The 23,122-nt window shown below is 45.8% G+C and carries 19 protein-coding genes; 18 read left to right on the top strand and 1 reads right to left on the bottom strand.

Going from position 1 to position 23,122, the window contains the following annotated elements; genetic code table 11:
• Nucleotides 1–48: 48 nt before the first annotated feature.
• From EIM92_RS16810 to EIM92_RS16740, 15 genes are all read left to right on the top strand, one after another.
• Nucleotides 49–927, top strand: coding sequence for a carbohydrate ABC transporter permease (locus tag EIM92_RS16810; RefSeq protein WP_125085247.1), 879 nt, complete (start codon nt 49–51; stop codon nt 925–927).
• A 14-nt stretch (nt 928–941) separates the two neighbouring features.
• Nucleotides 942–1,784: a carbohydrate ABC transporter permease gene (locus EIM92_RS16805; RefSeq protein ID WP_125083627.1), complete on the top strand. Its 843-nt coding sequence runs from the start codon at nt 942–944 to the stop codon at nt 1,782–1,784.
• A 30-nt stretch (nt 1,785–1,814) separates the two neighbouring features.
• Nucleotides 1,815–2,507 (top strand): N-acetylmannosamine-6-phosphate 2-epimerase, encoded by a 693-nt coding sequence (locus EIM92_RS16800; protein ID WP_125083626.1) that lies wholly within the window; start codon nt 1,815–1,817, stop codon nt 2,505–2,507.
• Nucleotides 2,504–3,382, top strand: a complete 879-nt coding sequence (locus tag EIM92_RS16795) for an ROK family protein (RefSeq protein WP_125083625.1) — start codon at nt 2,504–2,506, stop codon at nt 3,380–3,382. The genes EIM92_RS16800 and EIM92_RS16795 overlap by 4 nt, the downstream gene beginning before the upstream one ends.
• Before the next feature lie 14 nt (nt 3,383–3,396).
• Nucleotides 3,397–4,251 carry a MurR/RpiR family transcriptional regulator gene (locus EIM92_RS16790; protein WP_125083624.1) on the top strand — a complete coding sequence of 285 codons (855 nt, stop codon included), beginning with the start codon at nt 3,397–3,399 and terminating at the stop codon, nt 4,249–4,251.
• Between the two features lie 313 nt (nt 4,252–4,564).
• Nucleotides 4,565–5,524, top strand: coding sequence for a carbamate kinase family protein (locus EIM92_RS16785; RefSeq protein ID WP_125083623.1), 960 nt, complete (start codon nt 4,565–4,567; stop codon nt 5,522–5,524).
• 45 nt (nt 5,525–5,569) lie between these two features.
• Nucleotides 5,570–6,481 (top strand): LysR family transcriptional regulator, encoded by a 912-nt coding sequence (locus EIM92_RS16780; protein ID WP_125083622.1) that lies wholly within the window; start codon nt 5,570–5,572, stop codon nt 6,479–6,481.
• Between the two features lie 297 nt (nt 6,482–6,778).
• Nucleotides 6,779–7,786 carry an iron-hydroxamate ABC transporter substrate-binding protein gene (locus EIM92_RS16775; protein WP_211344381.1) on the top strand — a complete coding sequence of 336 codons (1,008 nt, stop codon included), beginning with the start codon at nt 6,779–6,781 and terminating at the stop codon, nt 7,784–7,786.
• A gap of 204 nt (nt 7,787–7,990) precedes the next feature.
• Nucleotides 7,991–9,616, top strand: a complete 1,626-nt coding sequence (locus tag EIM92_RS16770; RefSeq protein ID WP_125083621.1) for an ABC transporter substrate-binding protein — start codon at nt 7,991–7,993, stop codon at nt 9,614–9,616.
• A gap of 107 nt (nt 9,617–9,723) precedes the next feature.
• The gene (locus EIM92_RS16765; RefSeq protein WP_125083620.1) at nt 9,724–10,746 is read left to right on the top strand and encodes an ABC transporter substrate-binding protein; all 1,023 of its coding nucleotides are present in this window, start codon (nt 9,724–9,726) and stop codon (nt 10,744–10,746) included.
• A gap of 11 nt (nt 10,747–10,757) precedes the next feature.
• Nucleotides 10,758–11,765: a FecCD family ABC transporter permease gene (locus EIM92_RS16760; protein ID WP_125085245.1), complete on the top strand. Its 1,008-nt coding sequence runs from the start codon at nt 10,758–10,760 to the stop codon at nt 11,763–11,765.
• Nucleotides 11,758–12,792, top strand: a complete 1,035-nt coding sequence (locus EIM92_RS16755) for a FecCD family ABC transporter permease (RefSeq protein ID WP_125083619.1) — start codon at nt 11,758–11,760, stop codon at nt 12,790–12,792. Before EIM92_RS16760 ends, EIM92_RS16755 begins: the two co-directional genes overlap by 8 nt.
• A 59-nt stretch (nt 12,793–12,851) precedes the next feature.
• A complete protein-coding gene (locus EIM92_RS16750; RefSeq protein ID WP_125083618.1) occupies nt 12,852–13,706 on the top strand; it encodes an alpha/beta hydrolase in 855 nt (284 codons plus the stop codon).
• 255 nt (nt 13,707–13,961) lie between these two features.
• Nucleotides 13,962–15,692 (top strand): ABC transporter ATP-binding protein, encoded by a 1,731-nt coding sequence (locus EIM92_RS16745; RefSeq protein WP_125085244.1) that lies wholly within the window; start codon nt 13,962–13,964, stop codon nt 15,690–15,692.
• A gap of 295 nt (nt 15,693–15,987) precedes the next feature.
• Complete coding sequence (locus EIM92_RS16740; RefSeq protein WP_125083617.1) at nt 15,988–18,123, top strand: serine hydrolase domain-containing protein; 2,136 nt, start codon at nt 15,988–15,990, stop codon at nt 18,121–18,123.
• A gap of 36 nt (nt 18,124–18,159) precedes the next feature.
• Here the strand turns inward: EIM92_RS16740 and EIM92_RS16735 are convergent, their stop codons facing one another.
• Nucleotides 18,160–18,912, bottom strand: a complete 753-nt coding sequence (locus tag EIM92_RS16735) for a glycosyltransferase family 2 protein (RefSeq protein ID WP_164515133.1) — start codon at nt 18,910–18,912, stop codon at nt 18,160–18,162.
• A 200-nt stretch (nt 18,913–19,112) separates the two neighbouring features.
• Between EIM92_RS16735 and EIM92_RS16730 the strand changes: the two genes are divergently transcribed.
• From EIM92_RS16730 to EIM92_RS16720, 3 genes are read left to right on the top strand one after another with little or no spacing between them, the layout of a single operon-like run.
• A complete protein-coding gene (locus tag EIM92_RS16730) occupies nt 19,113–19,847 on the top strand; it encodes a glycosyltransferase (RefSeq protein WP_125083615.1) in 735 nt (244 codons plus the stop codon).
• A gap of 56 nt (nt 19,848–19,903) precedes the next feature.
• Nucleotides 19,904–22,459, top strand: a complete 2,556-nt coding sequence (locus EIM92_RS16725; protein WP_125083614.1) for a glycosyltransferase — start codon at nt 19,904–19,906, stop codon at nt 22,457–22,459.
• Nucleotides 22,428–23,108, top strand: coding sequence for a glycosyltransferase family 2 protein (locus EIM92_RS16720; protein ID WP_246021438.1), 681 nt, complete (start codon nt 22,428–22,430; stop codon nt 23,106–23,108). The genes EIM92_RS16725 and EIM92_RS16720 overlap by 32 nt, the downstream gene beginning before the upstream one ends.
• Nucleotides 23,109–23,122: the final 14 nt, after the last annotated feature.

Genomic DNA, 23,122 nt, shown 5'->3' with positions numbered 1-23,122 from the left:
CCTGGAAGAGCTGGGCCCAAGGCTGCTAATTAGAAAGGTAAAATGGATATGAAACTACGAAGAAATATTTACGCAAAAGAAAATATGACTGGTTATTTGTTTATTTTACCTCAGATGCTGGTTTTTCTGATGTTCCTCGTTTATCCGATCTTCGAGGGTATCAGGCTAAGCATGTATCGAATTAATTATCAGAACGAGAAGTTTGTAGGTTTTGAAAACTACATGATTCTATTTAATGATCCCGTATTTTTTAAAGCACTTATTAACACCGTTGTATTCGTTGTTTTTATCGTCATTCTTACGGTGGGCTTCGCATTATTCGTTGCCTCTGCGGTCTTTGATAAAAATGCAAGATACGTCTCTTTCATTAGAGGCAGCTACTATATCCCTGTTATGGTTTCAATGGTTGTCATGAGTATGGTTTGGAGTTTTTTGCTTAATCCGGCCAATGGATTAATTTCGTATTTTGCCCGCGATATGGGACTAGGAGCAATAAATCTTCTAGGTAATCCAAAGACGGTCATGCCCGTCATCATTTTTGTAACCTTTGCGACGAACGTCGGTCAAGCGATCATTCTGTATATCGCAGCGATGATCGGCGTACCTAAAGATCTGTTTGAAGCCGCAGAAGTGGATGGAGCGAGCAGATGGCAGGTTATTCGGAAAATATTAATTCCTTCTGTCAAACCGACAACTGTGTATATTACGATCATCAACATCATTGCAGTTTTGAAGATTTTTGTCGTCATTCAATTGCTAACCGGCGGCGGCCCGAACAATGCCTCCGTCACATTAATGTATTACCTTTACAACAATGCTTTTAAATATAATCAACTCGGTGTAGCCTCTGCGGTTGGGGTGATCATGTTTGTAATCACATTGTTACTGTCAGTACCTCAATTGAAAAGCATGCTTCAGGACAAGTGAGGGGGATAAGCTAGATGTCACAAATCAAGAACCAGAAAAAAATGGAGAAATTCGATATCGTATCTAACGTAATCATTACCCTCTTCGCTCTTTTAAACCTATTTCCACTATATTGGTTAGTTACGAGTTCTCTGAAAAACAGCTCGGATGTTGTAAAGATGCCGCCGGATTGGTGGCCTAAGTCGTTCACATTCTCCAATTATGTTGATATATTTCAAAGCCAGCCGGCTTTACGCTGGACGTTCAATAGTATTTTCGTTTCGGGTGCTACGACCGTCCTAGTTATTGTAATAGGATCAATGGCTGCCTACGCGTTTTCGAAAATCAATTTTAAATTCCGTAATATCATTTATGTTATTTTCGTCTCAAGCTTAATGATCCCGAAGGAAATCATGATCGTGCCACTATTCCGTATCGTACAGAACTTTGATATGGTTAATGCCTACGGTGGGATGATCTGGCCGAACGTTGCCGGAGCATTTGGAGTATTTCTATTAAAAGGATTCTTTGATACGACACCTAACGCTTTGAGAGAAGCTGCGCGAATCGATGGGGCCAGCGAGTGGCGGACGTTTACGAGAATTATGCTGCCGATCGTTAAACCAGGTATCGGTGCATTGTTTATCCTTAATTTTGTTCAGGTCTGGAACGATTACTTGTGGCAGCTCGTGGTTGGTCAAGAGAAGTTGATGAAAACACTGATGGTCGGTACTGCAACATTAATGCAGGACTTGAATCCAAACTTTGCTTATAAAATGGCTGGAGCGACCGTAGCGGCCATTCCAATGCTGATCATTTTCATATTATTCCAACGTTATTTTACTTCTGGTATAACAGCTGGCGCAGTAAAAGAGTAATAAACTTATAAAAACCTGGAGTGGTTACAGATGAAGACAGATCATGAAGTACTAAAAGAGATTCATCGAAATTTAATTGTGTCCTGCCAAGCGCTGCCCGAGGAGCCGCTCCATAGTTCTTTCATTATGGGAAGAATGGCATACGCCGCTTTTTTAGGTGGAGCCGCCGGTATTCGCGCTAATAGCGTCGAAGATATTCGAGAGATTAAGAGAGCCGTTAATTTGCCGATCATCGGTATTATCAAGCAAGTGTATGAAGGCTCAGATGTGTTCATTACACCGACATTAAAAGAGGTAGATGCTCTATGCCATGAAGGCGTAGATATTATCGCGATGGATGCGACCGACCGGGTTCGGCCCGATGGAACGACGATTTCAGAGTTGTTCCCGCGGATTAGAGATAAGTATAAAGATCAGCTATTTATGGCTGATTGTTCTACGTATGAAGAAGGAGTTCTCGCTGAGGAACTTGGCTTTGATCTTGTAGGAACGACCTTGAGTGGATATACGGCAGCTACGAAAGGAAAGGCATTGCCCGATTTTGAATTAGTAGAGCGGCTGGTTAAACATCTATCGGTTCCAGTTATTTCTGAAGGCGGAATTTCTACACCGGAGGAATTGAAAAAGATGTATGACCTGGGCGTATATTCGGCAGTTGTTGGCTCGGCTATTACGCGGCCGATGGAGATTACCAAAAGGTTCATGAAGGCTGTGAGAGAATGAGAATATTAGCCGCAGATATTGGCGGAACGAATACAAAGATATGCATTACTGACGAGCAGGGAAATTTGGGACAGTTCCAAGAGTATGCTACGGAGAGCCGCCAGGGCGGCCCTCATGTTATGGCTAGGTTAATAGAAAAGATCGCAGAATATGGCGAATTTGACGCCATTGCGATCAGTACAGCGGGACAAGTTCATTCAGAAGCAGGATTTATCGTCTTCGCTAACGAAAATATACCTGATTACACCGGTATGAGAGTGAAGGATATGCTTGAAGAGCGATTCGATAAACCCGTTAAAGTTGAAAATGATGTGAATGCGGCTGCTCTAGGCGAGGCATGCTTCGGCGCAGCTCGGCACTTCAATGATTTCTTATGCCTGACATACGGAACCGGGATTGGCGGAGCCATTGTGATAGATCGGCAAATTTATCGGGGAGCCAACGGCGTGGCGGCTGAATTTGGCCATATAGTGACTCATGCGTCGGCAGGTTTGCAGTTAGAGAATAGGCCGCGTTTTTATGAAAAATACGCCTCTACGACGGCATTGGTACAAATGGCTGGACAGATCGATCCAGCTTGTACAAATGGCAGAATATTATTTGAGAAAATCAAACAGGGCAACAAGGGTCTTGAACAGGTGTTACATGCATGGGTGGATGAAGTCGCCTTCGGCTTAACCTCTATCATTCATATCTTTAATCCCTCGGCTATTATCGTTGGGGGTGGCGTAATGGAGCAGGATGATTTAGTCCGGCTTGTAGAAGCAAGAACAAAGGCATTCGTTATGCCTAGCTATCGTGATGTGAAAATTATGAAGGCCTCCCTAGGGAATAAAGCAGGTGTTCTTGGAGCAGCATCATTATTTTTACAGTAGGGGGGGAAGTAAACTTGCGTCCAATAAGTATTTTTACATCAATTCACTCGAAATATAACAACCTGACGAACACGGAGAAGAAGGTCGCGGACTATGTACTGGAGAACGCTAAAAGTGTAGTTTATATGTCGATTACGGATCTGGCCGATGCTTGCCATGTTGGGGAGTCAAGTATTTTCCGATTCTGCAAATCGCTTAGCTATAAAGGCTATCAGGAATTCAAAATCGCCTTGGCCCACAGTATTACGGTAGATAATGAGATTCCGCAGTTGACCGATCAGGTGCTCATGGATGATACAATTGACCAGGTCGCTTCGAAAGTATTGGCATCCAACATTAGTGCGTTGAATGAAACCTTCAATTTATTGAACAGCGAGAAGATCGATCAAGCTATCGATTATTTGCTTGGGGCTGAACGGATTATGTTCTTCGGTGTCGGCTCATCCATGATTACTGCGATGGAGGCGAAGGTGAAATTCATGCGAATAACGAACAAGGCGGAATGCACCTTCGATTCGCATCTTCAGATGATGTCGGCGGCTTTAATGACTGAGCGGGATGTTGCGGTTATTATCTCATATTCGGGCTCGACGAAGGACAATATTGAAGTGGCCAAAAAAGCGAAGGAGCGCGGCGCAACGGTTATTTCGATTACGCGATTCGTTAAATCGCCGTTGACTTCTTATTCCGATCTTACGCTGCTTTGCGGAGCTAATGAAGGCCCATTGCAAGGCGGCTCCTTATCGGCAAAAATTTCTCAGCTCTACCTGCTTGATGTGCTGTATGCTGAGTATTTTAAACGATCGAAGGATGAGTCGATCGTCAACAAAGAGAGTACGGCTGCAGCAGTAAGTGAGAAACTGTTATAAGTTTCATAATAATTTGATTGAAATAGACCAACTGCCTGACAAGAGACAGAAGGAGTGGTCTATTTTTTTGCCATGTTCAGAATACAATAGCTATGCTTATTTTTAAATGGTTCGCGGTGAATATGTTTTTCCTTTGGGTCTGGACTTTCCGCCGTTGCTGTCGTATGTATAGTTAGGATAGTAAGGATAGTAACTGCTTAATTAAAGTAACATTGGTTCTTTAGCGGGTGATCATTTCGTTTATGAAGTACATATTCTACTAGAAACAAACGGGATTACGCAGGTAGCTAGCTAAGGAACTTGGGAGGATAAAGTGGGAGAATTGGTGGTAGTAGCAATTGGCGGGAATTCGCTTGTTAAAGGTAATGAGGATAATACAATACAGGATCAATATGAGGCGGTATGCAAAATTGCCGCCAACATTGCCGATATGGTTGAAGAAGGCTGCGAAGTCGTCGTAACGCATGGTAACGGTCCACAGGTTGGTTTTACGCTTCGCCGCGGGGAAATTGCCGAGAAGGTGGCAGGTATGCCTAGCGTTCCGCTGGTCAACTGCGTAGCGGATACCCAAGGTGGTATCGGCTATCAAATTCAGCAGGCGCTCACGAATGAATTCATTCGCCGTGGTATGAAGCAAAAGGTGGCTACCGTGATTACACAAGTTGAAGTCAGCAGTGACGATCCAAATTTCAAGAACCCGAGTAAGCCGGTAGGCGCCTTCTTCACTTTGGAGCAAGCTAAGAAGCTCGAGAAGGAACATCCGGACTGGGTATTCGTAGAAGACTCCGGCCGGGGCTACAGACGTGTCGTGCCTTCGCCGCAGCCGATTGATATTCTTGAGAAGGATGCGATTAAATCATTAATTGGCGCGGGTTATGTAGTTATCGCTGTAGGCGGAGGAGGGATTCCCGTTGTCAAGAGAGCGGATCAAACCTACGAAGGCATCGATGCTGTGATCGATAAGGATCTGGCGACGAGTTTACTGGCCGAACAGATTCAAGCCGAGACTTTGGTCATTACGACTGGTGTACCCAAAGTATTCATCCATTTTGGCAAACCGAACCAGAAAGCACTGGATGTAATTACGGTGGCGGAAACGAGGCAATATGTGCTCGAAGATCATTTCCCTCAAGGTAGTATGCTGCCAAAGATCAAAGCTAGCTTAAGGTTCTTGGAGCAAAGCGGATCCAGAGTCATCATCACCAATTCGGAAAGCTTGAAGGCTGCCATCCAACACAAGGCAGGGACGCATATCATTCATGGTATGATTTGATGCAAAGATTAATCTATTTTAACGCTGTCGAAGGAGGCATGGAGGATGACGCTTCAGCAGTTAAAGTATGTGATAGAAGTAGCGACCCGCGGTTCGATGAACGAAGCTGCGAAGCGCTTGTTCATATCGCAGCCCAGTTTGTCCAATGCGATCAAGGATTTGGAGGAAAAGCTGCAAATCACCATTTTTGAACGGACGAATAAAGGCATTGTGCTCACGAAGGATGGTGCGGAATTTTTGAGCTATGCCCGGCAGGTTGTAGAGCAGGCTGCGCTGCTGGAGAGCCGCTATTTGAACGTGAAGCCGGCTCCCCAGCATTTTTCCGTATCAGCTCAGCATTATGCTTTTGCGGTTAGTGCTTTTGTAGAGCTTGTAAATGCATATGGACATGACGAATACGAGCTGGCGCTGCGAGAGACGAAAACCTACGAAGTCATTGAAGACGTTAAGCATATGTACAGTGAAATCGGCATTTTGTATTTGAACGAATTCAATGCTAAGGTTATTAACAGGCTGCTTGATGATGCCGGGCTGCAGTTTACCAGCTTGTTTGTGGCGCGGCCACATATTTTTATCAGTGCGCGAAATCCTTTGGCGAAGCAGTCGATCGTAACGATCGGTCAGCTTGACGATTATCCGTTCCTTTGTTTTGACCAGGGTGAGTTCAACTCGTTCCACTTCTCGGAGGAAATTCTGAGTACGCTGTCGCATAAGAAGATGATTCGTGTAAACGACCGGGCAACGTTGTTCAATTTACTGATCGGTCTTAACGGATATACAATATCTACAGGCGTGCTCAGCGCCGATTTGAACGGACGCGACATCATTCCCGTTCCTCTGGACTGTGACGAGACGATTAATGTCGGGTGGATCTCACATCGGAATATGCCGCTTACGAAGCTAGGTGCTGCTTATGTTGAGGCGCTCAAGGAATCCGTGGCCAAGGATTATGGTTGATATAGCTTTTGGTTATATCTAGCAATAGCTAATTGGATTCACGTTATAACTGTTGATTCATGGTACCTGATCATTTAACAAATCGATTTGATTCTTACTTTAGTGTAGATGACAAAATGAGTAGTGTACTCAAATCAGGTAAATCAAGAAGTGTAACGCCGTTTAGAGTGGCATTTTGATTTCATGTGAGGCTCCTATGAATAGCATTAATTTTAATTGAAACTCCGTAAAATTCAGGTTATACTAAAATTATTGAAAATAATTATCATTATCATCTGGGCGGCGAGGAGATTGGACATGAAGAGAAACAAAAAATACAAATTTGCCTTTGCGGCAGTATTATTGAGCTTGACATTGTTGTTAAGCGCTTGTTCTGGCGGGTTGAACTCGGCAAGTACGAATGGAAGTACAAGCGAGAATACCCATGCAGCTTCCGGTGAGAATCAAGCGAAGGAATCGCAGTCCACGGAACATTTGCTTACGGATGCATTGGGCCATGAAGTGAAGGTTCCGGCAAATCCGGAGCGAATTATTGCTTCTTATCTGGAGGATCATCTCGTAGCCTTAGGCGTTAAGCCTGTAGCACAATGGTCTGTCGCAGAAGGGAAATCCGTGCAGAATTATTTGCAGTATGAGTTAAAGGATGTGCCGACGATCCCGTCAGAGCTTCCTTATGAAGCCGTGATGAGCTTCCAGCCGGATTTGATCATTATGGATAGTGCGGAAATGGTCGCTGGCGATAAATACGAGCAATATTCGAAGATCGCGCCTACTTATACCGTCGGTACGGAGCAAAACAATGATTGGCGGGAAGAGTTGCTAGTCGTTGGCGAAGTATTGAACAAGGCAGACGAAGCGAAGAAGGCATTGGAAGATTACGATGCCAAGGCGAAGGAGGCGAAGGAGAAGCTGCAAACCGCTATTGGCGAGAAATCAGCTGTCGTTCTGTGGCCTTTGGGCAAGGATACGTATGTCGTTCATGAGAAGTATTCCAGCGGGGATGTTCTATATCGGGACTTAGGGCTGAAAGTACCGGAGGTTGTGCAGGAGATATCGGCCACGGCTGAAGCGAACTGGAATCAAATCTCGCTGGAGAAGCTGGCTGAGCTTGATGCGGACTATATTTTCGTTGTAAGCTCTGCTGTGCCGATGGAAGAGCTGTTATCCGATCCAATTTGGGCGGGGCTTCCGGCAGTAAAGAACGGGCAGATCTATGAGTTTGATAGGGAATCAAGCTGGCTCTATACGGGTGTTATAGCGAATAGCCAAATTATTGATGATGTAGTTGAGAGTATTTTGAAATAGAATTTGATGATTAGAATCTGTTGTATTTGCTATAAAGTTAATCGCTGCTGCCCTGTGGGCAGCAGTTTTTTGTTGTATTTGGAAGTCTGATCTAGCCCAAGTCAATCGAGCGTTTGACCCGTTGATTCTATCTATGTTAACGTAAATGTGATAATGATTATCATTTTCATATATTTCTTATCTTTATCAACAGGAGTGGAAGATATGCTGCCTATTAAAATCGATCATCAATCGTTATACATACTGGCGGCCGAGCTCTGGTACAAGCTGCGCGAGATTACATGGATTCGAAGCAAAGGCATGGATCATCAGCTAGTAGAGTCACCTGTGCTAATTGTATCCAAACGAGGAACGGGCCGGTTAAAGCTGGACATGGAGGATTATCGAATCAGAGGAGATGCCGTGCATTTTGCTGGGCCGGGCCAGACGATTGCAGTAGAGGCTGAGAATGGGCAGGAAATTGAGGTCTATCTGATTCGTTTCGATGTGCTGGATGATTCAGGCTCTAAGATTGATTATCCGATTATAGGCGAGCTACCGGTTCACTATGATGTTCAGACGATCCTGTTAAGCGAATTAATGTTCAGTTGTTGGGAGCAGGATATGCCGCTGGAACGGCTTCGTGCACAATCAGCGTTTCAAGAGTTGATTTATCGGCTGCTGGGGAACGTTCGCCGCCTTCCGGAATCTCATTCCCGTGCAGCGCTTGAGCGTACAAAGGAGTTCATTGACAGCCATTACCATCAAAAGTTAAACATTGATCTGCTCGCAGGCATGGCTGAGTTAAGCCCGAAATACTATGTTGATTTATTCAAAAAAACCTATGGTCTGAGCGCTGTCGATTACATCACAGAGGTAAGGATGAACCATGCGAAGCTGCTGATGCTGCAATCCGATACCAGGCTTAGAGAGATTGCTCTTCAGGTGGGCTATAGCGACGAATTTTATTTCAGCCGGAAATTTAAGAAAGAGGTAGGTGTGGCACCCTCTATCTATGTCAAAAATCGCCGTCGCAAAATCGTGGCCTATACTCCGTCGATTCTGGGACAATTGCTGGCGCTCGACATGATCCCCTACGCAGCTCCTCTACATCCGAAATGGACAGCTTATTACTACCGCAAGCATCGAGCGGCTATTCCACTGCATCTGAGCGCCTATCGCTTTAATCGGGATTGGCCGGCAAATCTCGAGGCGCTTCGCCATGTGAGACCGGATGTCATTATCTGCGACGATGATCATTTGCAGCAGGAGGAGAGGGAGCAGCTTGAGGTCATTGCGCCTGTATACACGATATCTTGGCAGGATAGTTGGCGAGCACAATTTAGAAGGACGGCGGAGTTTCTTAATGCCTCGCAAGAGGCAGACGTATGGCTGAATAACTATGAGAGAAAGGCCACCAGAGCGCGAGAAAGACTCAGCCGGGAGTTGGGCGAGGATACGCTGCTCTTGATCAGCATTCATAAGCAGCAATGTTACGTATGCCCACTGCGAGGGATGCGTGAAGTGCTGTATGATGATTTGCGGCTGAACATGCTTCCTCGCCGAGACGAGCTCCATAGTTATGAGCAGGCCATTTCGATCGAGGAGCTCGCAGTACTGGAAGCGGATAGAATACTTTTGAACGTATGCCAGGAGCCGGAATCGCTAGGTTATTGGAAGAACCTGCAAATGTCCAATCTATGGCGAGATTTGAAGGCAGTGCGCGGAAACGCGGTATATATGATCTCCTCGGATCCTTGGCGCGAGTACTCTGCCTATGCTTGTCTCCGAATGATCGATGATCTATTATTTCAGCTGCATGGAAATCGTCCAAACGTAATCTGGAAATAATCTATGTTCCATTTATCCAGAGCGGCCTATAATCTGTAATTGAGAATGATTATCGTTGAAAAATAGATAAATCTCAACGATAGTCGAAAATGAGGGGAGAGCAAGACATGTTTAAGAAATCATCTATGTTAGCCTTAGCGCTGGCAGCAATGCTTGGACTGGCCGCATGCGGGGCAAAGGAAGAGGCCAAACCTGCTGAAGCAGCCCCAGCAAATCAATCTACCGATAATTCCGTTTCTACGGGTAACACTACAGCGAAAGAAGAGAATGCAGCGGCTGAGACCAGAACAATTCAATATTTAGGTCAAGAATATATAGTGCCCGCCCAGGTGGAAAAAATCGTGATCACCGGGTCGGTGGAGTCGATGGAGGATGCCCTTGTGTTGGATGTTAAACCAGCTGGTGCCATGACGGTCGGAGGCGCGTTCGAACCATTATTTGCCGAAATCACAGATGGGGCAGTTGCCATAGGAGAGAAGACGCAGCCGAATGTCGAGACCATTCTGAAGCTGACGCCGGATGTCATATTAGCCAGCACTAAGTTTCCAGCCGAGACATTAGACAAGCTGGGTAAAGTCGGTGTCACGATTCCTGTATCTCATATATCCACGGATTGGGAAGCGAACCTGAAGCTGCTCGCCGAGCTGACAGACAAGGAGGAGCATGCGAATCAGGTGCTGGAGACGTACAGGCAGGAGGCTGCTGAATTGAAGGAGAAGATCGCTCCGAAGCTGAAAGATAAAAGCGTGTTGTTCCTTAGACTGCGTTCCGGTAACATGATGATCTACCCGGAGAATGTTTTCTTTAATCCGTCGATCTACGAGGATTTAGGGGCCAGTGTGCCGGAGGAAGTGAAGCTGGCCAAGGCCCAGCAAATGATTTCGCTCGAGAAGTTGTCCGAAATGAATCCAGATTATCTGTTCGTTCAATTCTCGGATGGAGAGAACAAGGATACGCCTAAGGCACTAGAAGAATTGCAGAGCAATCCGATCTGGAGCAGCATTAATGCGGTAAAGAACGATAATCTGTACGTGAACATCGTTGATCCTAGTGCACAAGGCGGAACGGCCTACAGCAAGATCGCATTTTTGGAAGCCGTAAAGAACAGCAAATTAGCTGAAACGGAGTGACGGGGACGGGTATGCAAGCAAGGCGTTCTGCGATTGTCTTGTTTTTATGGGGCTCGCCGATTCTGATCGTACTTACGATTTTATTATCCGTGCTGTATGGTGCGAAAAATATCGAACTAAGTACGATTCGTGATGCACTGCTTCATTTCGATCCTGGGAATGTGGATCATCAAATTATTATCCATTCCAGATTACCTAGAGTGATCGGAGCACTGCTTATTGGTGCATTTCTGGCTATATCCGGGGCGTTAATGCAGGGGATGACAAGAAACTATCTTGCATCCCCTTCTATTATGGGCGTATCTGACGGCTCGGCATTTGCCATCACGCTCTGCATGGTATTTATGCCGGACTCTACCTCAATGGAAATGATCTTCTATTCATTTATCGGCTCTGCCTTCAGCATCGTCATCGTATTTGGGCTCGCTTCGTTGCTGCCTGGAGGATTGTCTCCGGTAAGGATGGCAATTCTAGGGACGATCATTGGCACGTTCCTGAGTAGCTTGTCCGCAGCGATCGCCACTTATTTCCAGGTTTCGCAAAATATTAGCTTTTGGTACAATGCCCGGCTGCACCAATTGAATCCGGAGTTGATCAAATTGGCGGTTCCATTTGCAATCATAGGCATAGTACTTGCCGTTTGGCTGTCCAAGTCCATTACGTTGCTTAGCCTGGGGGAAGAAATTGCCCTGAGCCTAGGGCAAAAAACAAAAATGATCAAGTTTGCGACAATGCTGACAGTCGTTATTCTTACGGGAATTTCGGTGGCCCTCGCGGGAAAAATCGGGTTTGTCGGATTGATCGTACCGCATATCGTTCGGTTTCTGACCGGTGTGAATTACAGGTGGATCATTCCTTGTGCCGGCATCGTTGGAGCGTTATTCTTGGCTCTTTGCGACGTTCTAAGCCGGTTCATGAATTATCCTTTTGAAATGCCGATCGGAGTAGTCACCTCCCTGCTTGGCGTTCCTTTTTTCCTCTATCTCATTCGAACCAAGGGGGATGGAAAGCGTGAATAAATTAACGAATCAACGTTTTTTAGGGGTGCTTCTGGCCGGACTTGCTCTGATTTTAGCTACAATTTATATCAGTCTGACCAATGGCACCTTTGATATAGGGATTCGGGATGTGGTCCGCACGCTGCTTCGTATCCATCCGCTGCCAGAGCATGATTTGGTCATTTTCGAATTTCGTCTGCCGCGGATCATCATCGGATTACTCGTCGGAGCAGGGCTGGGTGTCGCCGGAGCCGTAATTCAAAGCATTACCCGCAACGGACTGGCCGATCCAGGTATTTTGGGGATTAATTCCGGCGCAGGAGCGGCGATGGTCATTTTTCTCTTCTTTTATCAAGGGAAGATTCGCAGTGACGGCTGGCTCTCAATTCTAGCGATGCCGATCTTTGGCCTGTTGGGAGGGCTTCTGGCCGCCGTACTCATCTATATGTTCTCATGGAAGAATGGCAGGCTGGAGCCGCAGCGACTGCTGCTTACGGGTATCGCTATCGCCTCGGGCTTAAGCGCGGTTTCGCTCTATTTGACTTTGAAAATGAATCCGGGTGATTTTGAAATGGCGGCCGTTTGGAATATGGGCAGTATTTATAGCGCGAACTGGAAATACATCGTCGCCATGCTCCCCTGGCTCGCGCTGCTTATTCCGATAGTTGTGAGGAAGGCCTATACCCTTGATTTGTTTCAGCTTGATGAAGATAGTGTCATTAGTGTCGGAGTGGCTTCGGAAAAAGAAAAGGCCTTACTGCTGTTAAGCAGCATCGGCATCGTAAGTGCCTGTGTCGCCGTATCGGGTGGCATTGGCTTCGTAGGTCTTATGGCCCCGCATATAGCAAGGAGACTTGTCGGCCAAGCCCATCGACGTATGCTCCCGGTATGCGGCATCGTGGGAGCACTGCTGGTAATGCTAGCGGATTATATCGGCAAGACGGTCTTTACGCCGTCCGAATTGCCGGTAGGCGTGGTCATTGCGATCATTGGCGTGCCGTATTTTATCTTTCTGCTCTATAGAGCCAAAGGTCGGAGCAGTGCGTGATTTATAGCGCCAGTCGTCACGATATTAAAATGAAGAGGAGATAGGTTAAGTTGGAATATATGAATCAACCTTTTACATTACCGAATACGCAGTATTGGGATATGCGCTCCACAGCTGCGAACCGCGAGTATCGTATTTTTGCGTTCAAACCCGTGGACGCTCCACCTCCCGAAGGTTATCCGATCATCTATTTGCTTGACGGGAACGCGCTTTTTGCCACCATGGTGGATGCCGTACGCGCTCAGTCGCGAATTCAGAAGAAAACCGGCGTGTCACCCGCCGTCGTGATCGGTATCGGTTATCCGAGCGATTCGCTGTTCGATGCTTCGCGTTATTACGATTACACGATGCCAACGCCGCCCGATCAGCTGATTTCAGGCCCAGAGGGCAAGCCATGGCCGGAACTCGGGGGTGTCGATGAATTCACCGCATTTATCGAGCAGGACTTAAAGCCGGAGATCGAACGTAAATTTCCGATTGATCTCGGCAGACAGGCCATATTAGGCCATTCGCTAGGGGGGCTTTTCGTATTGCAAACCCTGTTTGATCATCCGGATATGTTCCAGACTTATGTGGCAGGCAGTCCCTCTATTCATTGGAATAAACCCTTTATGGCCGAAGCGGAGCATAGGTTCGTGTCCCGGCTGGAGAAGGGGGAGGATCAGGTGGATGTTACGAGCAAGTCCAGAAGGCAGAAGCTGCTAATTACGGCAGGGGAGCTGGAGCAGTCGCATCCTAGCCGCATGGTAGAGAATGCGAAGGGACTGGCTGAATGGTTGACACAGATTGCTAATCAACGGAAGGATCTCCACGTGGAATATTGCCAATTTGCTGGCGAGAGCCATATTTCGGTGCTGCCCGCCTTGATCAGCCGTGCAGTTCGATTTGCACTCGTACAGACCACAAACGACTAGATGCCACGCGTCAAGCATGGTGTATAATTTACAGCTTTTATGAAAATTGTTCTGAGGGTAAACAAAAAACGATTTACTAATGTGTATTGTAGTTGCGAACGGCTTGAGCTACAATAATAATTGTTCTAGTGAGAACGATTATCATTATTTTCCTGTTGATATTTGGAAAGCTTGTTCAATTTCGGTTGAATAGCTTTTTTTTCATACAGGAGAGTTTTATGCAAGAGAGGGGCTGAATTCAAGTCAATGAGTATGATGATCCGCCGTTTTTTCGCTTACTATCGGCCCTATAAGGGATTGTTCCTGCTTGATTTCGGCTGTGCCTTAATCGCTGGTTTGCTGGAATTAGGTTTCCCCTTAGTCGTAAACCGGTTTGTGGATGATCTGCTGCCCAATGAAGAATGGAATCTAATCATTTGGGCATCGCTGGGGTTATTGGTTTTATATTTGTTAAATACGGTATTACTATATATCGTCAATTACTGGGGACATATGCTCGGGATAAATATCGAGACGGATATGCGCAAGAAGCTGTTTGACCATATTCAGAAGTTGAGCTTCCGGTTCTTTGATAACACCAAGACAGGGCATCTCATGTCGAGGTTGACGAACGACATGATGCAGATCGGCGAAATGGCCCACCACGGACCCGAAGATCTGTTCATTGCGGTCATGACATTAGCTGGTTCTTTTACACTTATGCTATTCATTAACTGGAAGCTGGCGGTGTTAACCTTCGTTGTCGTGCCGATCATTATTTGGCTCGTGGTGTATTTTAATGGCAAAATGACTAAAGCGATTCACCAGCTGTTTACCGACGTAGGGGACTTTAATGCGCGAGTTGAGGATAATGTGGGCGGCATTCGTGTCGTTCAGGCATTTGCTAACGAGGAGTATGAGAAGGAAAGATTCGCTGTGAATAACGGACGGTTTCGGATGACGAAATTGTTCTCGTATAAGCTGATCGCCAAGAACGGAGCTATCAGTTATATGATGATGCGCCTGGTTACACTGTTTGTTATGGTGTGCGGTACATGGTTCGTGATTCGCGGTCAATTATCTTATGGCGAATTTGTCGGTTTTCTGCTGCTGACGAATGTCTTCTTCCGACCGATTGAGAAAATCAATGCAATCATCGAGAGCTATCCGCAGGGCTTTGCCGGCTTCAAGCGCTATGTTGAGTTGCTGGATACGGAGCCAGATATTGCGGACAGGCCGAATGCCGTGGAGATAGGTGAACTGCAGAAGGAGATTCGCTATGAGGGTGTGTCCTTCGGTTATGATAGTGATTCGTCTGTATTGAGCAATATTAACCTGACGATTCGTCAAGGCGAGACGGTGGCCTTTGTTGGCCCATCTGGTGCCGGCAAGACAACATTGTGCAGCCTTCTGCCGCGTTTCTATGAAGTTCAATCGGGCGCGATCACGATTGATGGCGTGGACATTCGAGACATCAAGATGCAGTCGCTGCGCCATCAGATTGGGATCGTCCAGCAGGACGTGTATTTATTTGCGGGAACTATTCGCGAAAATATACTATACGGTAAGCTGAATGCATCGGAAGAGGAGATTTGGGAGGCGGCGCGTCGGGCTCGTCTGGATGAATTTATTCGTTCCCAGCCTGAGGGCATGGAGACGGTCATCGGCGAACGCGGCGTGAAGCTGTCGGGCGGACAGAAGCAGCGCCTAGCGATCGCGCGAATGTTCCTCAAAAATCCGCCGATCCTCATTCTGGATGAAGCCACCTCGGCGCTGGATACGGAGACGGAGCAGGTTATTCAACAATCGCTAGCGGAATTGTCTCAAGGACGGACGACGCTTGTCATCGCTCACAGGCTGGCAACGATCAAAAATGCTGATCGCATCGTCGTCGTTAACGAGGAGGGTATTGCCGAGCAGGGAACGCATGAGGAGCTGCTCGCAGCTCGCGGCCCGTACAGCCGCTTGCACCAAGCGCAGTTTCAAAGCGTAGTCGGGGTTCTATAATAATGAAACACCATATTAGAACATTAAAATGTAAAATCCGCATTAAATGCGGATTTTTTTTGTCTCCGTGTCCCACTGCAAGCACGCATCTACTCCGTGGATGAAAGTACCGTCGAGGGAACCAAGTCCCTACGCAGCTAGGATATTTGCGTTTGACGAATCCATACATAGAAGCATATCGACAGACCGTAGGATAACACAATCTGCACTTTAATATTGGTTCATTGAACGAAACAAGTACGCTCGTCGTATTAACTATGAATAGCTATAATATCAAAGATTGAGAGGGAGAGAGATGAAAAGACAAGGTCGTATTACCCTATTAATTATGCTCGCGATTAGCTTGTTGATGCCGATTGGAGGCGTGACAGCGCAAAGCGTTCGGGAGGATGGAGATTCCAAGGAATCCAAACTGAATTTGAACCAGGACTATAAGGTTACTACGGAGGCTGCATCGAAGAAAGCGCAGCTATTGGTGGAGTCTTATAATACGAATAGCGTTCAGTATGCGCTGATCGATCAGGGGAAAATTGTGATTTCTGGAGCGGTAAGTAAAGATTCGGGGAAAGGGAAGGATGAGGTATCTGCGAGCACTCTGTACAGTATTGGATCTACAAGTAAAGTGTTTACTGCGGTTGCCGTCATGAAGCTGGTTGAAGAGGGCAAGGTAGACTTGGACACTCCTGTCGTCAACTATATCAAAGACTTTAAAATGAAAGACTCCCGCTATAAGCAGATCACACCGCGAATGCTGTTAAATCATTCCTCTGGACTTCAAGGAGGTGCGCTTGGCAACGCGTTCATGTTCGAGGATCCTGACACGTACGCGCATGATCAGTTACTGGCGCAGCTTGCTGAGCAAAACTTGAAATCCGATCCGGGTGCATTCTCGGTGTATTGTAATGACGGATTTACGTTAGCTGAAATTTTAGTGGAGCGCGTTAGTGGACTTAGCTTCACGGACTATATCCATAACATCATTACGAAGCCTCTAGACATGAAGTATACGAGAACACCACAGGATAAAGTGGAGCCAAGTCAGGCTGCTCCGTTATACTACCCGTCGTATCCGGGGCAGCTGCCAAATGAAACCGTCAATCTCATCGGTTCGGGTGGCATCTATTCTACCGCGGAGGATTTGGCCAAATTTTCGCAAATTTTTACAGGACAGGTCGATACGGTGATCAGTAAGAAGTCGGCAGAAGCGATGCAGCAGGAAGAGTACAAAAGGGGAATGTGGCCGAAGGAAGCTGATACAGCGATCAGCTTCGGACTCGGCTGGGATACAGTGAACATGTTCCCGTTCAGCGAATATGGCATTCAGGCGCTGTCCAAGGGTGGAGACACGATTCTATATCATGCATCGCTCGTGGTGCTTCCTGAATATAATATGGCCGCTGCTGTGCTTTCATCCGGCGGAACTAGTATCACAGATCAAGTGCTGGCGAATGAGATACTTCTTAGCGCGCTACAAGAGAAAGGCATCATTACTGAATTGAAGCCTGAGAAATCTCACGGCATTCCGGTCGAGAAGATCATGCCGAAGGAAGTGGTAGCGTACGCCGGGATTTACGGAATGACCAATGGCCTAATCAAAGCGGATATAACCGAAGAGGGAGAATTGACGGTATCTGTTCTTAATATTCCGAATTATCCGCCCGAGAAGTTCATTTATACAGCGGGGGGCTCCTTTGTGAAGGAGGATGGCAGTGCCAAAGCAAGTTTTGTCCGTGAACAGAACGGCCGAATATATTTATGGCTTAGGGAATATACCGCGCTCCCAGGATTAGGGCAGACAGCTTTATCGCAGTATACCGCCGAGAAGCTTGAGGCTCATTCTTTACCGACCGAGGTACAAGCAGCTTGGAAGAAGAGAGAAGGTAAGAAATACTTCGCGGTCAATGAGAAGTATTCTTCCGTGATGTATCTGGTTATGATGCCTGTCCAGACGGTGGTGACGCTGCCAGAAGCGCCGAATTATTTGCTGAACCGCAAAATGATCGATGCAGACAAGGCGGTCAGCGAGCTTCAGATTCCGGTGATTAACGGAAGGGATACGATGGATTATAATTTCTATAACCAAAATGGATTGGAATATTTGGATATCGGCGGAAAATTGTACGTCCGAGAGGAAGCTGTCAAACCGATCTATAAAGGAACAAGATCTTATTTGACGATTCAAGAGAATGGCCACGCTAGATGGCTTTCAATCCCCGATGCATTGGCAGGCAAAACAATGAAGGTGCAAGTACCAGCCAATGGCTCGTTTGCCGTCTATAATGAGCATGGGGTATGCGTGCATTTTGAACGAGTCAGCGGCAGCAATGACGTAGATCTGCCGAGAAACGGTGTAATTGTGTTTGCCGGCGATCAAGGGGCAAAATTCCAAATCGATTTGCAATCATATACAAAGAATAACCAAAGACGATGAAGATAGACAAAGAGGAGAGGGCGACTGAATTCATTTTCAGCCGCCCTCTTTTTGTACGTTTTTAGCCACGATGCCGTTACCCTGATAGCTCCATTTTCGATTAAAATGGGTTTCGCTTTGCACCCAATATTGTTTGATCGCCTCGTCGCGTGCGGGATTGGGGTAGTATTCATGATATATGGTACTGTCTGGACAGAACAGGATATTGTAACCGCAATGAATCGCATTAAAGCAATAGTCCGTTTCCTCAAAATAATGAAAATAGTGTTCATCCAATAAGCCAAGCTTATCAAGTAAATGCCTTTTCAATAAAAAACAAGCACCGTTAATCGCCAGGCATGCTCTTGTTTCCTCCAAGATCCCCGGCTCATTCGGACATAAAAAATAAGGAGATGTCCAATCCCAATTTGTTCCTACACCGACTAATTGATTACTGCTATTAATCAATTTGGGTGCGACAATCGCTGTCTGTTCCTCTTTCCAAAGTGTGTCCATTAACGGCGGCAGCCAGTTTTCCGTTACAAATACGTCGGGGTTCATAATTACGATTGTTTCCGAGGTGCCGTTCTTGATTCCAAGGTTGACCGCGCTTGCGTAGCCTTTATTTTGGCCATTCTCGATGAGTTCAATATTGCCGAAGCTCTGGAGGTACTCGAGCGTACCGTCAGTGCTTCCATTATCGACAACGATAATGGTATAGCCTGGTGGTGTATATGTTCTAATGGCCTCGAGGCATCGCTGAATATATGAGACGGAATTATAGGTCACAATTACGAGGTCTGTCTTCACAAGATATCGCCCTTTCTGTTTGTCGATCTGTTTAGGTTCAATATCTCTTCAACATATGCTCGCAAACAATCAAGCGAATGAGGCATTCAACCAAATTTGGGAAATTGTTGTTTTGCGTAGTAAAAGGGCAAATGCCGATGTTCCTATTCATACCTAGGGAATAGACTGTGAATTATATGATATTTGGAGTGTGGTGACGAATGAACCTGACGGTAATTACGCCAGTGTTAAATGAGGAGACGTTTTTGGGTTTGTTTTTGGAAAGAGTAACGTCCTTCGCAGACGAGATTATCATCGTAGACGGGGGAAGTACAGATAACTCCATTCCAATCATCAAATCTTATATGGGTAAGCACAATATTCGCTTGTTTAGTAATAAGCAAGGCACCGCTTATACGGACGAATGGAATGAATCCGAAGTTAGGAATTTTATGGTGGATCAAGCGCAAGGTGGATGGATCGCCAATATTGATGCCGACGAAATCTTTGATGATTCTTTAGATGCTGTATTGCCTGGCATTTTGGCCCAAACAACTGCTCATGTATTGAGATTTCCGATCATCAACTTCTGGAAGGATCTAAGGACGGTACGCGTCAATGCACCCAATGACGAGAGATGGTCAAACGATATCATCCGGATGTGGCGCAATGGGATTGGCATACGTTACCAGGATCAAAAGCATCACTGCACGCTTAAAGCACGGGATAGCGATATTTGGGCATTGCCATCCGAACTTATTAATGTTCCACTTTATCACTACCATTATGCTTTTGGAAAGAGATTCAAATTCAACGATAATCGCCGTGGGGATGTCAACTTATATGATAATCAAGGCGAGCCTGACTGGTCGTTTCGGCATGGAGAATATGAGATCAGAACGACTCCATTCTCGGGACAGCATCCCCGGATCATTCGCAATCATTTAGGAATATAGATTGAGCAGAAAGGTGGATCCGCGTGTACACGAGAGAGCAGCGGAGGTTATTAAGAATGTTAAATAGCGTCATCCCATGGAGCAAAGGAAAGCGAAAGGCCCATTTTCAAAAAAGAGCTTTGCTAAGAAGAATCAAATATTGGGAGGCGACTAAGAACAAAAGAATTCGCGCCAAGCAAAATCAGAGCGCGATCAATTCACCGGCGTCTACATTGCCGTCCCAATCAACGGAAGTCATTAGCGGGAATCAGAGGGAAATTCAAATCGCGGAACCAATTCAGGCTCAAAGCACTGTACATCAAGAGCCTCTTATTGACGCAGCAACTGCTGATTTTCAGGTCGAGCCGAGAATATCCCCGTTAGATCCTAAGAATATCGTTTTGTTTCGTTTCCCGATTATTGACTGGAATTACAGATGGCAACGACCGCAGCATATCAGTCAGCAGTTTGCTCGGCATGGATATAGAGTATTTTATTTTTCCATTGAAACGATGCCGATCAGTAATCCAGACGCTTCCTTCTTGGATATCCAATCCGCTTTGCAGATTCAAGAAGCAGAAAAAAATGTTTGGCTGGTCAAACTATGCTCGCATAACAGCCTGAATGCATATCGTGATAAAATCAACCATCCGCTCGATAAACAGTATATGAAATGGTCGATTGATGCCTTGAAACAAAAGTTCAATATTGCGAAAACTGCGTCGATTGTTGATCTTCCTTTCTGGTCCATGCTTGTATTTGATCTTGAAGATAATAAAGTTATCTATGATTGCATGGATGAGCATGCTGGTTTTTCCAATACATCCGAAGAGCTTCTGGCTCTGGAGCCTGCTTTAATGAACCGCGCTGATGCTGTGGTTGCTTCTTCCGATGTTCTTTATCAAAAAGCCCGAAAATTAAATCCTTCTGCTCATTTGATTCGAAATGCTGGAGAATTCGAGTACTTTTCTGTAACACCAAACTATACGCCTATCGATATAACGAATGTTAAGAAACCGATCATCGGGTATATCGGAGCCATTGCCGATTGGTTTGATATGGAATTAGTGTATGAGCTTGCAAGAGACCATCCGGAGTGGAATTTTGTACTGGTTGGAGATACGTACTATAGTGACACCTCCAAACTTGAAACATTGAACAATGTATACCTTTTTGGGGAAAAGGTTTACCATGAGCTGCCTGCATATCTCCACGCTTTTGATGTTTGCTTAATTCCATTTTTGATCAAGCCTCTTACGCTGGCCACAAATCCGGTAAAAGTCTATGAATACCTGGCTGCAGGTAAACCCGTTGTATCTACGCCATTGCCTGAGCTTGCTTCTATGGAACAATATGTTTCACTTGCAAACGGAGTAAAGGAGTTTGAAGCAGCGATCGTGAGCGCACTGCAAGAGAAGGATCAAGGGCAGTCCAGCATCATAGAGGAGCGTCGGCAGTTTGCAGCTGAAAATACTTGGGAGCACCGCTACAAGGAGTTTCACGCAATTATCTTTACGATGCTCTATCCAAAAATTAGCATTATAATCGTTACGCACAATAATTGGGAATTCACGGAGCGCTGCTTGAATAGCCTGCTGCAGCATACCGTATATCCCCGACTTGAGGTCATCTTCGTGGACAATGCTTCAACGGACGAGACGCCACAGCACTTGCTGAAGCTAACCGACCCTCATGTCAAAACAATACTATTATCTGAAAATGAAGGTTTTGCTGCAGGAAATAATATCGGAATGCTAAATGCTACAGGGGACTATGTCGTGTTGTTGAATAACGATACGATCTTATCCAAGGAGTGGCTGCCTCGTTTGCTGCGTCCATTCAAGATGGATGCGCAAATTGCAGCTGTTGGTCCGATGTCTAATTTTGTAGGGAATGATCAGAAGCTCGATTTCTTCGTAGGGGATGAAGTCAAAGGTGCGAATGAAGCTTGGCTGGATCAATATTATGAATTGCACGATAAAAGAGTCAGATATTCCGAAATGCTTGGCTTCTTCTGCGTGGCGATCAAGAAGTCAGTTACTCAGGAAATTGGACCGATCGATAAGCAGTTCGGATTAGGAATGTTTGAGGACGACGATTATTGCCTGCGATTGAGAATAGCCGGGTATAGACTAGCTGTAGCAGAGGATGCCTTTGTTTATCATCAAGGTAGCGCAACGTTTAATAAATGGGATGAAGAGCAGAGGGAGAGTTTGTTTTTACGCAATAAAGCTTATTTTGAGTCCAAATGGCAACGAGCCTGGACACCGCATAAATTGCCGCAATCTTTGTTTCTGAATATTACCGACCCGGATACGATCGCTGAAATCGCAGCAGCCAGCAATCAAACTACGGTTTTTGCTTCTTGCCCTGACGAATGGAACAACCCGAAAAAAGAATGGCAGATCAATCTACTCCAGATTTGCAATGGTGAAAGGCTTGTCATCGCTCGGGTGAGAAATTACTTAGGTCAGAAGATTGATGGAATCCGCAAAATTGGACCGAACTTATATTTCACGAATAATGAGCTGTTGCTGCAGAAAATTAAATTCAAATATATCTATGATTTTACACAAATCGAGCATGGAGGTGAGCTCATTGGTGACGAGCCAAGATTACTTACAAGCGTCTAGCACCGATGAGTATCAAAGAATATACGAGCTAGGGCAGCCGCTGGTTACGATTTGCATCCCTACGTATAACCGCGCCGATTCATTAATGCTTAGCTTGAAGTCTGCCGTGCAGCAGACCTATGAGCATTTAGAGATCATTGTCATTGGTGATTGCTGTACTGATCATACCGAAGAAATAGTACGCAAATTCAATGATCCTAGAATTAATTTTGAAAACAGGGCGAGTCGGGGAGAGTATCCTGCCGAGACTTATCAACGATGGCTTGTGGCGGGGAGTATACCGACGAATCGGGCATTGGAGCTGGCTACCGGCCACTTTATAACTCATTTGGACGATGATGATGAATTTGCTGCTGACCGAATTGAGAAATTAGTAAACTTTGCGAAGGAAACTCGCGCCGACTTGATTTATCATCCCTTTTACTATCAAGTCGTCCCGGAACAATGGGTGATGAATGATGCAGAGCCGTTAATGTGCGCCAAAATTACGACTTCATCTATGTTTTATCATCACTGGTTAAAATGTATTCCCTGGGATCCACAATGCTACCTGCTGAATGAGCCCGGGGATTGGAACAAAGTTAGGCGTATGCTGGAACTCGGGATCAAGACGGCAAGATATCCTGAACCGTTGACAAAGAAGCATTAAGGGGAGTGATGGTT

This window comes from Paenibacillus lentus (assembly GCF_003931855.1).
Lineage (GTDB): Bacteria > Bacillota > Bacilli > Paenibacillales > Paenibacillaceae > Fontibacillus > Fontibacillus lentus.
Note: the sequence above shows the minus strand (reverse complement) of the source record. Positions and strands in the feature narration are given on the sequence as shown.